At 69.0% G+C, this 15,687-nt stretch carries 16 protein-coding genes; 8 read left to right on the top strand and 8 right to left on the bottom strand.

Annotated elements, in window-relative coordinates; all coding sequences use genetic code 11:
* Positions 1 to 7 precede the first annotated feature (7 nt).
* Positions 8 to 457, bottom strand: coding sequence for a Fur family transcriptional regulator (locus AAFO60_RS20085; protein ID WP_347958013.1), 450 nt, complete (start codon positions 455 to 457; stop codon positions 8 to 10).
* Positions 458 to 466: 9 nt separating this feature from the next.
* Entirely contained in the window at positions 467 to 1,510 is a 1,044-nt protein-coding gene (locus tag AAFO60_RS20080) for a phosphotriesterase family protein (RefSeq protein ID WP_347958012.1), read from the bottom strand.
* 183 nt (positions 1,511 to 1,693) lie between these two features.
* Between AAFO60_RS20080 and AAFO60_RS20075 the strand changes: the two genes are divergently transcribed.
* The gene (locus tag AAFO60_RS20075; RefSeq protein ID WP_347958011.1) at positions 1,694 to 2,452 is read left to right on the top strand and encodes a phosphatase PAP2 family protein; all 759 of its coding nucleotides are present in this window, start codon (positions 1,694 to 1,696) and stop codon (positions 2,450 to 2,452) included.
* Positions 2,453 to 2,458: 6 nt separating this feature from the next.
* Here AAFO60_RS20075 and AAFO60_RS20070 read toward each other — a convergent pair whose 3' ends face one another.
* Entirely contained in the window at positions 2,459 to 3,370 is a 912-nt protein-coding gene (locus AAFO60_RS20070; RefSeq protein WP_347958010.1) for a CPBP family intramembrane glutamic endopeptidase, read from the bottom strand.
* Here AAFO60_RS20070 and AAFO60_RS20065 point away from each other — a divergent pair.
* Positions 3,369 to 5,750: an excinuclease ABC subunit UvrA gene (locus AAFO60_RS20065; RefSeq protein ID WP_347958009.1), complete on the top strand. Its 2,382-nt coding sequence runs from the start codon at positions 3,369 to 3,371 to the stop codon at positions 5,748 to 5,750. The two genes, AAFO60_RS20070 and AAFO60_RS20065, sit on opposite strands and share 2 nt — an antisense overlap.
* Here the strand turns inward: AAFO60_RS20065 and AAFO60_RS20060 are convergent.
* Together AAFO60_RS20060 and AAFO60_RS20055 are read right to left on the bottom strand one after the other, a co-directional pair.
* The gene (locus AAFO60_RS20060; RefSeq protein ID WP_347958008.1) at positions 5,726 to 6,256 is read right to left on the bottom strand and encodes a nuclear transport factor 2 family protein; all 531 of its coding nucleotides are present in this window, start codon (positions 6,254 to 6,256) and stop codon (positions 5,726 to 5,728) included. The two genes, AAFO60_RS20065 and AAFO60_RS20060, sit on opposite strands and share 25 nt — an antisense overlap.
* A gap of 45 nt (positions 6,257 to 6,301) precedes the next feature.
* Positions 6,302 to 7,087: an SDR family oxidoreductase gene (locus tag AAFO60_RS20055; protein ID WP_347958007.1), complete on the bottom strand. Its 786-nt coding sequence runs from the start codon at positions 7,085 to 7,087 to the stop codon at positions 6,302 to 6,304.
* Positions 7,088 to 7,213: 126 nt separating this feature from the next.
* Here AAFO60_RS20055 and AAFO60_RS20050 point away from each other — a divergent pair, with 126 nt between their 5' ends.
* The 6 genes from AAFO60_RS20050 to AAFO60_RS20025 all read left to right on the top strand — a co-directional run bounded on the left by AAFO60_RS20050 (position 7,214) and on the right by AAFO60_RS20025 (position 12,699).
* On the top strand, positions 7,214 to 8,131 hold the full coding sequence (locus AAFO60_RS20050; protein ID WP_347958006.1) for a MarR family transcriptional regulator: 918 nt from the start codon (positions 7,214 to 7,216) through the stop codon (positions 8,129 to 8,131).
* Positions 8,132 to 8,267: 136 nt separating this feature from the next.
* Complete coding sequence (locus AAFO60_RS20045) at positions 8,268 to 8,915, top strand: ABC transporter permease (protein ID WP_347958034.1); 648 nt, start codon at positions 8,268 to 8,270, stop codon at positions 8,913 to 8,915.
* On the top strand, positions 8,912 to 10,144 hold the full coding sequence (locus AAFO60_RS20040) for an ATP-binding cassette domain-containing protein (protein ID WP_347958005.1): 1,233 nt from the start codon (positions 8,912 to 8,914) through the stop codon (positions 10,142 to 10,144). Before AAFO60_RS20045 ends, AAFO60_RS20040 begins: the two co-directional genes overlap by 4 nt.
* Entirely contained in the window at positions 10,141 to 10,908 is a 768-nt protein-coding gene (locus AAFO60_RS20035) for an ABC transporter permease (protein ID WP_347958004.1), read from the top strand. Before AAFO60_RS20040 ends, AAFO60_RS20035 begins: the two co-directional genes overlap by 4 nt.
* A 68-nt stretch (positions 10,909 to 10,976) precedes the next feature.
* On the top strand, positions 10,977 to 11,909 hold the full coding sequence (locus AAFO60_RS20030; RefSeq protein ID WP_347958033.1) for a glycine betaine ABC transporter substrate-binding protein: 933 nt from the start codon (positions 10,977 to 10,979) through the stop codon (positions 11,907 to 11,909).
* A 52-nt stretch (positions 11,910 to 11,961) separates the two neighbouring features.
* Positions 11,962 to 12,699: a lysophospholipid acyltransferase family protein gene (locus AAFO60_RS20025; protein WP_347958003.1), complete on the top strand. Its 738-nt coding sequence runs from the start codon at positions 11,962 to 11,964 to the stop codon at positions 12,697 to 12,699.
* A gap of 14 nt (positions 12,700 to 12,713) precedes the next feature.
* On the opposite strand, the gene AAFO60_RS20020 is transcribed toward AAFO60_RS20025, so the two are convergent.
* From AAFO60_RS20020 to speB, 3 genes are all read right to left on the bottom strand, one after another.
* Positions 12,714 to 13,277: a peroxidase-related enzyme gene (locus AAFO60_RS20020; RefSeq protein ID WP_347958002.1), complete on the bottom strand. Its 564-nt coding sequence runs from the start codon at positions 13,275 to 13,277 to the stop codon at positions 12,714 to 12,716.
* A 118-nt stretch (positions 13,278 to 13,395) separates the two neighbouring features.
* Complete coding sequence (gene bluB, locus AAFO60_RS20015; protein ID WP_432211731.1) at positions 13,396 to 14,058, bottom strand: 5,6-dimethylbenzimidazole synthase; 663 nt, start codon at positions 14,056 to 14,058, stop codon at positions 13,396 to 13,398.
* 633 nt (positions 14,059 to 14,691) lie between these two features.
* Positions 14,692 to 15,663 carry an agmatinase gene (gene speB, locus AAFO60_RS20010; protein ID WP_347958001.1) on the bottom strand — a complete coding sequence of 324 codons (972 nt, stop codon included), beginning with the start codon at positions 15,661 to 15,663 and terminating at the stop codon, positions 14,692 to 14,694.
* Positions 15,664 to 15,687: the final 24 nt, after the last annotated feature.

Here is a 15,687-nt window from a genome sequence, read left to right as displayed (position 1 = left end):
ACGCCCCTCAGCGACTGCGGTCGACGTCGGAGTCGGCGCCGGGATCGGCGGCGCAGTCGGGGCAGAGGCCCCAGTAGATGACCTCCGCCTCGTCGATCCGATACCCGTGGTCCTCGGCGGCGGTGAGGCACGGCGCTGCGCCGACGGCGCAGTCGACGTCGCGAACCGCGCCGCACACCCGGCAGACGAGGTGGTGGTGGTTGTCGGCGACCCTCGTCTCGTACAGGGCCACGTGTCCCGAGGGCTGGATCCGCCGGATGAGCCCGGCGCCGGACAGCGCGTGCAGAACGTCGTAGACGGCCTGGCGGGAGACGCCCGGCAGCGTCTCGCGCACCGCCGCCAACACCGCGTCGGTCTCGGCGTGCGGCCGTGCGTCCAGGGCCGCCAGCACCGCGAGTCGCGGCCGAGTCACTCGCATCCCGGCGCGGCGAATCATCTCGGTGTAGTCGGCGGTCATGATCTGATCCTACCCTTTGTCTGTACTAACTCCAGATAGTTTGGCGATCGACTGCGGCGCCGTCTGCTCGTCCGCCGGCTCGGCCGCGCTCACCGGGGTGAGGAAGCGGCGGGGCGTGTGCCGCATCATCGCGGCGATCGTCGCCTCGTCGACTCCGGCCGCCCGCAGGTCGGGCAGCACCCGGCCGGTCACCTGCAGGTAGTTCCAGTCGGGAGCCACCTCCCGGCGCTTCTCGCGGTCGAACCAGTCGCTGAAGCAGAAGGCGTCGTGCGACAGCGCGATCCGGTCCGCGTATCCGCGTTCGATGAGCCGCAGCAGGGTGTGGAGGCGGTCGCCGTAGGGGAGGAGCACGTCGAGGCCGAACCGGTCGAGGCCGACGATCGACCCCGCGTCGGCGATTCGCATCAGATAGTCCAGGTCGGTGGTGTCGCCGCAGTGCGCGACCTGCACCCGAGTCAGGTCGACGCCCTCCTCGGCCAGCACCCGCTGCGCGACGAGACCGGACTGCGTGTGCGGATTGGTGTGAACGACCACTGGCGCACCGGTGGCGACCGCGGCCCGACCGACCGCGCGCATCACGCGCTCCACGCCGGCGCTGAGCCCCTCCGCCTCGATCGCGCAGAACAGGAAGCCCGCCTTGACGCCGGTGGTGCCGATGCCTTCGGTCAGATCCCGGATGAACCGCTCATCGAGCGGATCGGGTCCGTCGAAGCCGAGCGCCGGACCGGTGTAGTGGAACTGGAAGGGCAGGTCGTGGAAGGTGTACAGGCCGGTGGCCACCACGATGTTGAGCGAGACCTGGCGTGCCACCCGGACGACCCGCTCCACATTGCGTCCGAGTCCGGCCACCGACACGTCCAGAATCGTGTCGATCCCCGCCGCCTTCACCGCGCCGAGCTTGCCGACCGCGTGGTCGATCTCGGCCGACTCGTCCCAGTCGGCGAGGAAGTTGATGCGGTAGTCCTCGTTGAGGACGAAGATGTGTTCGTGCGAGAGCACCGTTCCGAGACGATCCGCGTCGATCGGACCCGTCGCAGTGTTGATAGCCTCCATGTCGCCTCTCGCCGTCACCCGCTGGAGTCACCGACGCCCGCCGGCACCGATGATCACTGACCCAAGGTAGTCGTCGGACGGTGCGCGCGACGCCGTAACCGGTGAAGACGCCCGGCCGTCCGGACCGCGTCGGGACGGTCGGCTCACAGCGTCCGCTAAGCGCCTCGCCCATAGTTTCGAGGCATGCCCGGAACCTCACCCCGCCACTCCGCAGTACCGCCGGCAGGACCGCCCGCGACCGCCGGAGCCTCGCCGGCCCACCCCTCGTCACCGCTGCTGCGGCCCACCGCCTCCACCGTCCGGGTGGGCATCGGGGTCGCACTTCTCGCGGTGACGGCGGTCCTGGCCGCGACGGTGTACGCCGCGCACGGACCGCTGTCGGTCGATCACTCCACCTGGTCGTTCCTGCTGGGGCACCGCTCCGGCGTCACCACCGCGGTCGCCGAGTTCGTCTCCACCGTCCTGAGTCCGGTCGGCACCGTCGTGCTGGCGGCCCTGGCCGCGGCCCTCCTGTGGCGCCGCGACTACCGAATCGACCGCGGTGCGAGCCTGTTGGCCACGGTCGTGGGTGCCGCCGCGGTCACCGAGGTGCTCAAGATCCTCGTCCATCGCACCCGGCCGCCGATGGCGTGGCAGTTGGAGGCCCACGAGGCCGCGGGTTCGTTCCCGTCCGGGCACACGACCGGAGCCGCCGCCCTCGCCTTCGGCCTGGCCGTGCTCGTCATTCCGCGCGTCGCCGCCGCCGCACGCGCGGCGCTGGTCCTGGTGGCGCTGTCGGTGGCCTCGGCGGCCGCGCTCTCACGCCTGTACCTCGGCATGCACTGGCTCACCGACGTCGTCGCGGCCATGCTGATCGGCCTCGCCGCCGCATTGATCGTGCCGACGCTCGTCGCCGCCGTGCTCCCGAGGCTGCCGTGGCTGCCGCGCGGCGCGGGCGACTGAACCTCGCTACAGCAGGTGCCAGGCCAGTGCCGCCCCCAGGGCGCCGGAGGCGTTGAGCGTCCAGTGCAGGACGATGGGCGCCAGCAGGTTGGCCGTGCGGAAACGGAGCCAGCCGAGGATCCAACCGGCCGCCGTCGTGGCGACCACGGCACCGACCACGCCGGCTACCGCCGCTCCCATCCCCGCTCCGATCGCCCCCGTCACGCCCGCATTGCCCGCCGACAGCCCGAGCGAGGACATGATGTGCCAGAGGCCGAACAGGCCGGCACCGACCAGCAGGGTGGCGCGCCTGCTCAGCGAGCGCCGCAGCGACCCCTGCAGCACACCGCGGAAGAGCAGTTCCTCCGGCAGGACCGTCTGCAACGGGATCCACACCACCGCGGCCAGCAGCGCATCGCGGGCCGACGAGTAGCGGTCGTTGAGGAAAAGCGTGCGGGTGGTCGGGATCGCCACGGCGACGGCGACCACCACCACGACGGCGACCAGGACGATCGCCGACCAGCGGAAGCCGTACTTGAGCTCGGAGACGCTGACGCCCATCTCCGACCACGCCAGCCCGCTGCGGTTGGCGGCCACGGCCAACCCCACCGCGCCCAGCGGCACCGCGAGCATCCCGACCCAGTGACCCCCGAAGTGGGCGAGCAGGTTGATGACGAGCAGGACGCCGACCACACCGCAGATCAACAGCGAGTTGCGGATCGGGTAGCCGTCGTGCGTACCCCGCCGCTCATCGATCCCGTCCGCGCCCACCCCGCCCCTGTCCACCGTGCCCCCGTCCACCCTGCCTCCGCTCTCGCGCACCCGGCGAATCATCGTCGCCACGAGGTGTTTCAGGGTCCATTGTGCCGTCCGCGCGGACGGTGCCCGCTCGCCGACTCCGCGGACGTCGTCGGCCCCGTGAGTGACAATGGTCGCCATGTCCTCGTCATCGCGTGACACCGCCCCCGCCGACAGCCACGACCTGATCCGCGTCCAGGGCGCCCGGGTCAACAACCTCAAGGACGTCAGCGTCGACCTGCCCAAGCGCCGCCTCACCGTGTTCACCGGGGTGTCCGGCTCCGGTAAGAGCTCACTTGTGTTCGGAACCGTCGCCGCCGAGTCCCAACGCCTCATCAACGAAACATACAGCGCCTTCGTGCAGGGATTCATGCCTTCGCTCGCCCGGCCCGACGTCGACGTCCTCGACGGCATCACGACGGCCATCATCGTCGACCAGGAACGGATCGGCGGCAACCCCCGATCGACCGTCGGCACCGTCACCGACGCCAACGCGATGCTGCGGATCCTGTTCAGCAAGATCGGTTCCCCGCAGATCGGCGGGCCCAATGCGTTCTCGTTCAACGTGCCGACGATCTCCGCGAGCGGGGCGGTGAAGGTCCAGCGCGGCACCGAGGTCAAGGCAGTCAAGCAGACCTTCGAGCGGGTCGGCGGCATGTGCCCGCGCTGCGAGGGCATGGGTGCGGTCTCCGACATCGATCTGACCGAGATCTACGACGCCGACAAGTCGCTGTCGGGCGGTGCCCTCAAGATCCCCGGGTACAGCATGGACGGCTGGTACGGGCGGATCTTCGGCGGCAGCGGTTACTTCGACATGGACAAGCCCGTCGGCCGGTTCACCGACCGCGAGCTGCACGACCTGCTGTACCGCGAGGCCACGAAGATCAAGGTCGAGGGCATCAACCTGACCTACGAGGGAGTCATTCCGCGGATCACCAAGTCGATGCTGTCGAAGGACCTCGACTCGGTGCAGCCGCACATCCGCGCCTTCATCGAGCGGGCGGTCACCGCCACCGCCTGCCCGGACTGCGACGGCACCCGCCTGGCCGAGCCGGCGCGGAACTGTCGGATCGGGCAGGTCAGCATCGCCGACGCGTGCCGCATGCAGATCACCGATCTGGCCCAGTGGGTCGACGGCCTCGACGAGCCGACCGTGGCGCCGCTGCTGGCGAAGCTGCACGCGCTGCTCGACTCGTTCGTCGAGATCGGCCTCGGCTACCTGTCGCTGGAGCGTCCGACCGGCACCCTGTCGGGCGGCGAGGCCCAGCGCGCCAAGATGATCCGGCATCTCGGATCGGCGTTGACCGACATCACCTATGTCTTCGACGAGCCCACGGTCGGCTTGCATCCGCACGACATCGCGCGGATGAACGCGCTGCTGCTACGCCTGCGCGACAAGGGGAACACCGTGCTCGTGGTGGAGCACAAGCCCGAGACGATCGCCATCGCCGACCACGTGGTCGACCTGGGGCCCCGAGCCGGCGCCCACGGCGGACAGATCTGCTTCGAGGGCTCGGTCGCGGGCTTGGCGTCGTCGGACACGCTCACCGGCCGCCACCTGCACGACCGCGCCCGGTTGAAGGACACCGTCCGCACCGCGACCGGGCGGTTGGAGATCCGCGGGGCCAGTGCCAACAACCTGTGCGACGTCGACGTCGACATTCCGCTGGGGGTGCTCGCCGTCGTCACGGGCGTCGCCGGTTCGGGCAAGAGCTCGCTGATCCACGGTTCGATGCCGAGCGGCGCCGACGTCGTCTCGATCGATCAGACCGCCATCCGCGGTTCACGCCGCAGCAATCCGGCGACGTACACCGGGCTGCTCGACCCGATCCGCAAGGCCTTCGCCAAGGCCAACGGCGTCAAACCCGCGTTGTTCAGCGCCAACTCCGAAGGCGCGTGCCCGGAGTGCAAGGGCGCCGGGGTCATCTACACCGACCTGGCGACGATGGCCGGGGTCGCCAGCCCCTGCGAGACCTGCGGGGGCAAACGGTTCGACACCGCGGTGCTGGAGTACCGGCTGGGCGGCCGCGACATCAGCGAGGTGCTCGCGATGTCGGTGGATGCGGCCGCCGAGTTCTTCGGCGCCGGCGAGTCGCGGGTGCCCGCCGCGCACAAGATCCTGCAGCGCCTCGCCGACGTCGGCCTGGGTTATCTGACGCTGGGGCAGCCGCTGACGACGCTGTCGGGCGGTGAACGCCAGCGGATCAAACTGGCGACCGCGATGGCGGACAAGGCGTCGATCTACGTGCTGGACGAGCCGACCACGGGACTGCACCTGGCCGACGTCGAGCAGCTGCTCGGCCTGCTCGACCGGCTCGTCGACGCCAGCCGGTCGGTCATCGTCATCGAGCACCATCAGGCGATGATGGCGCACGCCGACTGGATCATCGACATCGGTCCGGGTGCGGGCCAGGACGGCGGGCGCATCGTCTTCGAGGGCACGCCCGCCGCACTGGTCGCGGACCGGTCGACGCTGACCGGGCAGCATCTGGCCGACTATGTCGCGGCGTCGCCCGACTGATCGGGCCCGCCGACCATCGCCGGCCCCTGCTTCACGCGGAAGCCGGCCGCCGAGAGCGTGCCGGTGGCCTCGAAGGTGCGCGCGTAGCCGGTGGAGCTGATCTTCCAGCCGTCCGCCGTGCGCCGGTAGGTGTCGGTGTAGAACGCGGCACCGATGATCAGCACGTCGTACTCGGGGATCAGCAGCCGGTCCTGCAGATACCAGCTGCCGGTCGCAGTGTCGCCGTCGATCTCGATGATCGGATGATCGACCCGGTGCTCGGTCGACATCGTCGGCGTCATCACCTTGCGCAGGTAGGCGACCAGCGAATCCCGGTCGTCGAAGTCGAGGGCCTTGCCGCCGACCTTGGAACCGTAGGCGGCGTGGACGTCCTCGGTCAGGGTCTGCGCCAGCGCCTCCCAGTCCTTGGTGTCGACGGCGCGCATGTACCGATACTTCACCGTCTCGATCTGACGGAGGTCGTCGGCGTAGGGGTCGGCCAGTCGGCCGGCGGTGGGGGTGCTCATGAATGCGGTCCTATCGGTCGGGATGTCGGTCTCGGTCGGGTGCGGTCACAGGTCGGGGATCGGCACGACGACGTTGGCCGCGACGAGGCCGCCGTCGACCTCGAGGATCTTGCCGGTCAGGTACGACGAGGCGTCGCCCGCGAGGAAGACCGCGGCGGCGGCGATGTCGTCGGGCGCGCCGAGCCTGCGCATCGGGGTCTTGCTCTCGATCTGCGCGCGCATCCCGTCGTCGGCGGCGACGTACTCCAGCGACGGCGTGCGGATGGTGCCGGGTGCGATGCCGTTGACCCGGATCCGGGGCGAGAGGTCCTGGGCGGCCATCCGGGTGTAGTGGGCGAGTGCCGCCTTGACCGTTCCGTAGGCGAGGAAGCCGCGGCCGGGGTGCTGGGTGATCGACGAGGTGATGTTGATGATCGAGCCGCGTCCGTCGTTCTCGAGCATCTTCGGCACGGCGGCGAGGTTGAGCGCGTGAGCCGAGCCGACGTTGAAGGCGAACGCTCCGGCCAGGTCTTTGACGCTGGTCTCCAGGAAGGGCTTCGGCATCGCGCCGCCGACGTTGTTCACCACCACGTCCAGGCGTCCGTAGTCGGCGACGGCCGCCTCGACCAGCGCCGCCGGATCCTCTTTGAACAGGTTGATCGGGACGACGGTCGCGCGCCGACCGAGGTCGCGGATCTGCGCGGCGACCTCGGTCAACTGTTCCTCGTTGCGCGCCGCCAGCACCACGTCGGCTCCGGCCTCGGCGAAACCGAGGGCGATGCCCGCGCCGATGCCGCGGCCGGCGCCGGTGACGATGGCGACCCTCCCGTCGAGTGCCCTGTTGTCGACCATCTGCGCCGCCTTTCCTGAGACTTCCGCTTCGAATCGATTATTCGAGTCGATGTGATTGAATATCCGTCACAAAGTAGCGGCCGCCCGGTGGCGGCACAACCCCCATGTCCCAGAGAGCAGACACTCATGTCCGGATCGCCGCCCACGAGACGGGTCATCGACACCCTCGAGCTTCTCGCGAACGCCGACGAGCCGCGCACGATCGCGCAGATCGCCGACCGACTGTCGGTCTCGCGCGCCACCATGACGGCGATCCTCGCCGAGCTCGACGCGGCCGACTGGGCACAGCGCGACGCCGACCTGCGCTATCGGCTCGGACCGGCCGCCCACGCCTTCGCGGCCTCGGCCACGCCCCCTCCCGACACCGGCCCGGCAGGCCCCGAAGTCGAGGCGATCCTCGCCGAACTGGTGGACGCGACCGAGTGCGGCGTCACCCTGGCCCGCTTCACCGTCGATCGGATGACGGTGGTCGCGAAGCGGCACAGCACCGTCCGACCGGTGCCCGGACTCGGCGTCGGGCAGTCGCTGTCGATCGCGTATCCGGTGGGCGCGGCGGCCATGGCCTGGCGCGATGACGACCGAGACGCCTGGGCCGAGCGGGATGAGAGGGCCGACCGGGATGCGAGGACGGGGGAGCGTACCGCGCCGAACACCGCCCGCCGGCGACTGCTGGCATCCGTGCGCGCTCGAGGCGTGGCCGCGTATCGGCCCGACTCGTCGGATGTGATGCTGGTGGAGGTCCTCGCCGAGTTGCTCGGCGCGGTGGGTCCGCTGTTGATCGACCCGTCGCTGCGCCGAACCGCCACCCGCCGACTGGCTCAGCTCTCGTCCCGGGCGCTCACCGACGACGAACTCGACGCCGACGAGGACCAGCCGATCAGCTATCTCGCCGCTCCGGTGTTCCGTGACGGCCGCGCGGAGTTCGAGCTCCAGCTCGGCGTGCTGCGCTCGTCGGTGCCCCTCCAGGTGCGCCGCGAACTCACGGTCGCGCTCGTCGAGGCCGCCTCGCGGATCTCGGCGGTGATCACGCGGCCCGCTTCCTGAACCCGGCCGACTCTCCCGATCGAACCGGTCTGCGACTCGCCGCCGCGACCAGCGGATTCATCGATCGGTTTCATCCTCGCGCAAATCGCCGATCGAATTGCGATACGGTGAACTGGCGACCCGAGGGGGAATTGTTCTGAACGCCATATGGGATTTCATTTCAAGCCGCAAGTCACAGCTCGTGGTCGATTCCTACCTGCACGTGAGCGCAGTGATTCAATGCCTTCTACTGGCGACAGTCATCGGCGTCGGAGTCGGCATCGCGGTTTACCGGAGTCCGGCCGGTTCGGCGATCGCCACCGCATTGTCCAGCACCATCCTGACCATTCCGTCATTCGCCCTGCTCGGGCTGCTCATCCCCATTGTGGGGCTCGGTGTGCCACCGACGGTCATCGCGCTGACCATGTATTCGCTGCTCCCGATCGTTCGGAACACCATCGTCGGACTCGCCGCCGTCGATCCCGCCGTCACCGATGCCGCCAAGGGGATCGGGATGACCAGGATTCGCGTGTTGACGCAGGTCGAACTCGCGTTGGCCTGGCCGTCGATCCTCACCGGCATGCGCGTGGCCACCCAGATGGCGATGGGAATCCTCGCGATCGCGGCATACGCCAAAGGCCCCGGCCTGGGCAATCTCATCTTCTCCGGCCTCTCTCGCGTCGGCAGTCCGACGGCGATTCCACAGGCCCTGACAGGCACCGTTCTGATCGTCATCCTCGCGCTGATCCTCGACGGAATCTACGTCGTGATCGGCCGAATGACGACATCGAAAGGGATCCGATGACCACTGATGACAAAGCCGTGGACAACGCGGTATCCGGCGTCGAGATCGTTCTCGAACACGTCTCGAAAATCTATCCAGGACAGCGAATTCCCGCTGTCGACGATGTCTCACTGACCATTCCCGCCGGTGAGATCGTGGTCCTCGTCGGCCCCTCCGGAAGCGGGAAGACCACCACGATGCGCATGATCAACCGGCTGATCGAACCCTCCAGCGGACGAATCACGATCGACGGCCGCGACGCCCTCTCGATCGATGCCAACAAGCTTCGTCAGAACATCGGATACGCGATTCAGCAGGGCGGCCTGTTTCCCCACATGACCGTGGCGCAGAACATCGCGGTGGTCCCGAAACTGTTGAAATGGGATCGGCGGCGGATCAACGACCGAGTCGAGGAACTGCTCGATCTGGTGGGTCTGGATCCGGCGCAGTTCGGCGGTCGATATCCGCGTCAACTATCGGGCGGACAGCAGCAACGCGTCGGCGTCGCCCGAGCCCTCGCCGCCGACCCGCCGGTACTGCTGATGGACGAGCCCTTCGGCGCCGTCGACCCGATCACCCGGGGTCTGCTCCAGGACGAGTTGATGCAGCTGCAGGCCGAACTGCACAAGACGATCGTCTTCGTCACGCACGACTTCAACGAGGCGGTGAAACTCGGCGACAAGATCGCCGTCCTGGGCGAGCGGTCGAAGGTGCTGCAGTACGACTCGCCCGAGGCGATCCTCGCGAATCCCGCCAACGAGACGGTGGAGGGATTCGTCGGCTCGGGCGCCTCCCTGCAGCAGCTGAACCTGCTGCGGGTCCGCGACGTGGACATCGAGCAGCGCCCCACCGCCCACGAGGGGGACTCGGCGTCGGAGTTCGCGGCGAAGATCGACGACTGGGGCATCATCCTCGACGCCCGCGACCGACCGATCCGCTGGACCGACCGCAGGCATCTGCTCGGCGCGACGACGATCAGGAACGTCGGACTGCCGGTCGGGGAGCTGGTGTCGACCAGTTCCACCCTGCAGGACGCCCTCGAGGCGATCCTCGCCGAGCGGATGGCGTCGGCGGTGGTGACCGGCCCGCGCGGCCGGTACGTCGGCGTGGTGACCATCGAGACGCTGATCGACTCGATCCGGGCGCTTCGCGAACACCACGAGGGCAACCCGGCGATCGTCGACCCGCACGCGGACGAGGCAGCCACCTGGGCCGAGGCGAAAGACACCCCTGCGAGTTCAGAGCGATGACCTCAGCAACCGCGCCGCAAGAGGCCTCCGTCGGCTCGACGACGAACCTGCAGCTGTGGATCCAGCCGGTCATCGCGCTCGCCCTCGCCGTCGGCGTGCTGGCGTGGGCGTTCTCCCACGACCTGACCGCCACGCAGAAGGCGACGATCAATCCGTCGTACATCAGCGAGCTCGTCCTACAGCACCTGGCGCTGACCGCCGCGATCACCGCGATCGTCCTGCTGGTGGCGGTGCCGGTCGCGGTCCTCGTCACGCGCCCCCGCCTGCGGTGGCTGGCGCCGGCCTTCATCGGCGTCGCCAACATCGGGCAGGCCGCGCCCGCGATCGGTCTACTGGTGCTGTTCTTCCTCTGGACGGCGACCACCGGCTTCTGGATCGGGGTGCTTCCGATCGCCTTCTACTCACTCCTTCCCGTGCTGCGCAACAGCATGCTGGGCCTGCAGGAGGTCGACCCCGCGATCACCGACGCCGCGAAGGGACAGGGCATGTCGGAACTGCGAGTGCTCGCGAAAGTCGAGCTGCCGCTGGCGGTTCCGTTCATCCTGGCGGGCCTGCGCACCTCGCTCGTCCTGGCGGTCGGCACCGCGACGCTGTGCTTCCTCGTCGACGCGGGCGGTCTCGGGATCCTGGTCGACACCGGCTACAAGCTCCGCGACAACGTGACCCTCGTCGTGGGCGCCGTGCTCGCCGTCGCCCTGGCCCTGGTGGTGGACTGGCTCGGCGCACTCGCCGAGCGTTACCTCGGCCCGAAGGGACTTCGATGATCACCATGCGGGGAGACGGTCGGCGCCGATCCGGGCGCCTCGTCGTCGCACTGGCGGCCGTGCTCGCGATGACCTTCGGGGTCGCCGCGTGCGGCCTGCAGTCGGGCGGGGCCCTGCCGCTGCCGGTGAAGCCGGGCTCGATCACCGTCCAGCCCGATCTCGACGGGCAGACGATCACCGTCGGCTCCAAGGACTTCACCGAGCAGGTGATCCTGGGATACATCCTCGGCTTCTCGCTGTCCGCGGCAGGCGCCGACGTCCGAGACCTGACCAACATTCAGGGATCCAACAGCGCCCGCGACGCCATGGCCGCCGGCCAGGTGGACGTCACGATCGAGTACACCGGCACCGGCTGGATCAACTATCTCGGCAACGAACTCCCGATCCCGGACGCCACCAAGCAGTTCGATGCCGTGCGCGACGAGGATCTGGCGCGCAACGGCATCGTCTGGGTCAATCCGGCGCCGCTGGACAACACGTACGCGCTCGCGGTCAACCGCGCGAACGCCGCGAAGACGGGGGTCCGCACGCTGTCGGACTACGCGGCACTGGTCAAGCGCGATCCCGCCGCGGCCACCACCTGTCTGGAGACCGAGTTCCGCAGCCGACAGGACGGCTTTCCCGGCATGGCGGCCAAGTACGGTTTCGATCCCGCGCAGGCGCAGACCCAGATCCTGCAGACGGGGATCATCTATCAGGCCGTCGCCAACGGCAACTGCGTCTTCGGCGAGGTGTTCACCACCGACGGTCGGATCAAGGCCCTCGACCTGCAGCTCCTGGACGACGACAAGCAGTTCTTCCCGCACTACAACGCGGCGGTCACCATGCGCGAGGACGTCAGCAAGGAGTTCCCGTCGATCGCGAAGGTCACCGCCCCGGTGATGGCCGCGCTCACCTCCGCGGAGATGACCGAAATGAACCGTCAGGTCGACGTCGACGGCCGCGAACCGGCCGACGTCGCCCGCGACTGGTTGGTCGCCAAGGGCTTCGTCACGGTCTGACGTCGACCCGTCCCTCAAGTTACGACACCGTAAGTTACGGTACCGTAGCTTCATGGACGTCGATTTCGAGCACGCGACACAGGTCTACGACTTCTACCGGACGCACCGCCAGCCGCCGCTGAAGGCGAAGGCGATGTACGCGATCCTGGCCGCGCGGTACCGTCCCCGCGTCGCCTACGCCGTCGGTGCCCGGCGGGCCATGGCGCAGATCGTCGGACGCCGCGACGTGCCGCTGCTGATCGCCGCCAATCACGTCCGGCGCACGGACCCGTTCGTCCTCGCCGCGGCCGGATTCTGTTCGCCGCTGCGGCCGCGCATCGGGCGCCTGCGTGTGCTGGCGAAGGACGAACTGTTCGCCGAGCCGGCCCAGCGCCGCAAGATCGACGATCTCGGGGGCATCCCGGTGTTCCGGCAGAAGGACCACGGCCTGCGGGCCGCTGCGGCCGCGGGCAAGCAGATGATGGAGGTGTGCGTGGGGCGGATGTCCGACGGCGACTCGATCGCCATCTTCCCCGAGGGCACCTGCAATGAGGGGGATCCGCTGCGGCTGCAGAAGGTCAGCAGCGGGGTCGGCCACATCGCGTCGGGCGCGGTTCGCGCGGGGGCCGACCCGTGGCTGGTGTGCGCCGGGATCGTCTATCCCGACGGCGGCGGGCGCCCCACGGTGCTGTTCTCGGCGCCGATCGAGGTGGCCGCCGAAGGCGTCGACGGGGCGGCGCCGACCCCCGCGCAGCTCACCCGGCTGGTGACCGCCGAACTGCAGGAGGCAGTCACCGCCGCGACGCGCTGAGCCGCACCGGCACCTCAGCGGTGCTGGGACGTGTACTCCGGATTGGGGCGCATGTCGATGCCGCTGGCCACCCGGTTGGTCATGTTGAAGAACGCCGCGGTCGAGGCGACGTCGAAGATGTCGCGGTCGCAGAAGCCGACGTCGCGCAGTCCCTGCCGGTCGCTCTCCTCCATCTTCGACGGCTGCTCGGTGATCTTCTCGGCGAACAGCAGCATCGCCCGCTGACGGTCGGACAGATCGGCGGCGCGGAAGTTCATCACCAGCAGCTCACCCAGTTCGGGGTCGCCCGACAGTTCGCGCACGGCGGCGCCGTGGGCGGTCAGGCAGTAGTAGCACTTGTTGATCGACGAGACGACCACCGCGATCATCTCGCGTTCCAGCTTCGACAGACCCGAGTCGGCGAGCATCAGATCGTTGTACATGGTGGTGAACGCCCGCAGCTTCGCCTCGTCGAAGGTGTACGCCTGCAGCACGTTCGGAACCATTCCGAGCTTGTCGCGGCAGACGTCGAAGTACTTACGGGTGTCCTCGCTCAGTTCGCCTGCGGGCAGGTCCAGGGCGGTGATCTGGTCGGTCATACGATCGCGATCCTTCCATCGGGGGATTGGTCGGCGCAGCTCGCGCCGTCGTCGCGATCGTATGACGGTCGCGGCGCCGCGCCAGGACCTTTTCGCCCAGGGCGCACAGCGCCGCGGCTCAGCGAACGAACAACCGGGCCCGGGGGTCGGTGCGCGCCTGCCAGCCCTCGCGCTCCAACTCCGGGGTCATCTCCACCTGCTCCGGGTAGCCGATGCACAGGTAGGCGACGAATCGCCACTCCGCGGGCACGTCGAGCGCCCGGTGCACCGCCTCCGGTTCGACGATGGATATCCAGCCGACACCGACGCCACGCGCCCGCGCGGCCAGCCACAGGCTGCCGATGGCCGTGACCACCGAGTAGGCGAGGGTCTCCGGCATCGTCTGGCGACCCAGACCGTGTCCCTGGGCGGTCTCGTCCTCGCAGAACACCGCGAGGTGGACCGGCGCCTGGTCGAGACCGGCGAGCTTCAGCGACAGATACCGCTGGGCGCGTTCGCCTCGATATCCTTCGAGCGCGTCGGCGTTGCAGCGGGCGAAGGTCTCCTTGACGACCGCACGCGGCTCCGGCGACTGAACCTGCACCCAACGCCACGGCTGACTGTTGCCGACCGACGGCGACAGTTCCGCCGAAGCGATGATGTCGTCGACCAGACCGGGTGCGAGTTCGTCGGTCTTGAAGTGACGAACGTCGCGCCGCCAACGCAGCAACTCGTCGAACTTTCCGACGAACTCGTCGTCGAAGTATCCGTTGCTCTCGCCTGCGGCCTGCATCGACACCATGATCCTCTCCTCGCTGTGGCCGCACCATCCTATGGCACCGCAGACACCGCGCCCGCCGTGCCGGGAGCGGCGTCAGACGCCGAACGCGGCGAGGGCCCGCCTCCAGGGTGATCGAGTAAGCGACCGGAGCGTAGCGGAGGCCGCGCATCGAGATCCCGCCCCGCCGCCGTCGTCGTCTCGATGCGCTCAGTCGCTTCGCTCCTGGGCTTACTCGACAACCCTATGGAAGACGCCCCTGTAGAGCGGCAGCCCCGTGAGAGACAACCCTGTTGGCGACAACCCCTGGGAAGGCCCCATCCCCAGGGTGATCGAGTAAGCGACCGGAGCGAAGCGGAGGCCGCGCATCGAGATCGGCGTACGTCGCCTCGATACGGCTCGTCGCTAGCGCTCCTCACCTACTCGACAACCCTGTTGGCAACCCCTGGGAAGGCCCGCGCCGCTGTCGTCTCGATGCGCTCAGTCGCTTCGCTCCTGGGCTTACTCGACAACCCTATGGAAAACGCCTCTGTAGGGCGAGAGGCAACCCTGTGGCCACGACGCCTGGGAAGGGCCCGCCCCCAGGGTGATCGAGTAAGCGACCGGAGCGAAGCGGAGGCCGCGCATCGAGATCGGCGTCCCCGGAGAAGACCGCGGTCACTGCGGCGGGGGACCGGGGGCCATGACCGCCAGCAGTTCGTAGACGATGTGCGCCCCGGCGATGCCGGTGATCTCGGCGTGGTCGTAGGCCGGTGCGACCTCCACCAGGTCGGCGCCGACCAGCTCGGCGCCCGCCAGGGCGCGCAGCGTGCCGAGCAGTTCCCGAGACGTCAGACCGCCGGCCTCGGGCGTCCCGGTGCCGGGGGCGTGGGCGGGGTCGAGGACGTCCACGTCGACCGACACGTAGATCGGCCCGTCACCGAGCCGGCGACGCATGCTGTCGACGACGCCTGCGATGCCGCGAGTCTCGTAGTCGTCGGCGGCGATCACCGCGAACCCGAGGACGCTGTCGTCGCCGAGGTCGGCCGCCGAGTAGAGCGGGCCGCGGATGCCCACGTGCAGACTGCGGTGGAGGTCGATCAGCCCCTCCTCGGAGGCACGCCGGAAGGGCGTGCCGTGCGTGTACGGAGCACCGAAGTAGGTGTCCCACGTGTCCAGGTGAGCGTCGAAGTGCACCACGGCCACCGGACCGACGTCCCGGGCTACCGCACGCAGGATCGGCAGGGCGATCGTGTGGTCGCCGCCGAGCGTGATGACTCGAAGGCCCGCCGCCCGCAGGTCCGCGACGCCGGATTCGACGGCGGCGAGAGCCTCTGGAATGTCGAACGGATTCAGCGACAGATCGCCCGCGTCGACCACCTGCTGCACCGCGAACGGTGAAACGCCCAGCCGAGGATGGAAGGGACGCAACAGTTTCGAAGAGGCGCGCAGATGCCCGGGCCCGAAACGCGCCCCGGGCCGATAGGAGGTTCCGGCGTCGAAGGGCGCCCCGAGAACCGCGATGCCGCCCCGCAGGGCGTCCTCGTCGACCTCGTCGATGCGCGGAAGTCGGGCGAACGTGGACGGGCCGGCGAAACGCGGAATGCGCGTCGCATCGACCGGGCCGACGGGCTGATCGGGTGCGGGCATCGTGAAGACCTCCTGACCCGATTG

Origin of the sequence: Gordonia aichiensis, from assembly GCF_039946255.1 — a bacterium.
Classification (GTDB): Bacteria; Actinomycetota; Actinomycetes; order Mycobacteriales; family Mycobacteriaceae; genus Gordonia; species Gordonia aichiensis_A.
The sequence above is the reverse complement of the archived record's forward strand: the minus strand, read 5'-3'. Positions and strand labels throughout refer to the sequence as shown.

What these genes read in the sequence shown, in the direction of transcription:
- AAFO60_RS20085 (WP_347958013.1), bottom strand. Translation starts at nt 457, where the DNA reads ATGACCGCCGACTACACCGAGATGATTCGCCGCGCCGGGATGCGAGTG.
- AAFO60_RS20080 (WP_347958012.1), bottom strand. Translation starts at nt 1,510, where the DNA reads ATGGAGGCTATCAACACTGCGACGGGTCCGATCGACGCGGATCGTCTC.
- AAFO60_RS20075 (WP_347958011.1), top strand. Translation starts at nt 1,694, where the DNA reads ATGCCCGGAACCTCACCCCGCCACTCCGCAGTACCGCCGGCAGGACCG.
- AAFO60_RS20065 (WP_347958009.1), top strand. Translation starts at nt 3,369, where the DNA reads ATGTCCTCGTCATCGCGTGACACCGCCCCCGCCGACAGCCACGACCTG.
- AAFO60_RS20070 (WP_347958010.1), bottom strand. Translation starts at nt 3,370, where the DNA reads ATGGCGACCATTGTCACTCACGGGGCCGACGACGTCCGCGGAGTCGGC.
- AAFO60_RS20060 (WP_347958008.1), bottom strand. Translation starts at nt 6,256, where the DNA reads ATGAGCACCCCCACCGCCGGCCGACTGGCCGACCCCTACGCCGACGAC.
- AAFO60_RS20055 (WP_347958007.1), bottom strand. Translation starts at nt 7,087, where the DNA reads ATGGTCGACAACAGGGCACTCGACGGGAGGGTCGCCATCGTCACCGGC.
- AAFO60_RS20050 (WP_347958006.1), top strand. Translation starts at nt 7,214, where the DNA reads ATGTCCGGATCGCCGCCCACGAGACGGGTCATCGACACCCTCGAGCTT.
- AAFO60_RS20040 (WP_347958005.1), top strand. Translation starts at nt 8,912, where the DNA reads ATGACCACTGATGACAAAGCCGTGGACAACGCGGTATCCGGCGTCGAG.
- AAFO60_RS20035 (WP_347958004.1), top strand. Translation starts at nt 10,141, where the DNA reads ATGACCTCAGCAACCGCGCCGCAAGAGGCCTCCGTCGGCTCGACGACG.
- AAFO60_RS20030 (WP_347958033.1), top strand. Translation starts at nt 10,977, where the DNA reads ATGACCTTCGGGGTCGCCGCGTGCGGCCTGCAGTCGGGCGGGGCCCTG.
- AAFO60_RS20025 (WP_347958003.1), top strand. Translation starts at nt 11,962, where the DNA reads ATGGACGTCGATTTCGAGCACGCGACACAGGTCTACGACTTCTACCGG.
- AAFO60_RS20020 (WP_347958002.1), bottom strand. Translation starts at nt 13,277, where the DNA reads ATGACCGACCAGATCACCGCCCTGGACCTGCCCGCAGGCGAACTGAGC.
- bluB (WP_432211731.1), bottom strand. Translation starts at nt 14,058, where the DNA reads ATGGTGTCGATGCAGGCCGCAGGCGAGAGCAACGGATACTTCGACGAC.
- speB (WP_347958001.1), bottom strand. Translation starts at nt 15,663, where the DNA reads ATGCCCGCACCCGATCAGCCCGTCGGCCCGGTCGATGCGACGCGCATT.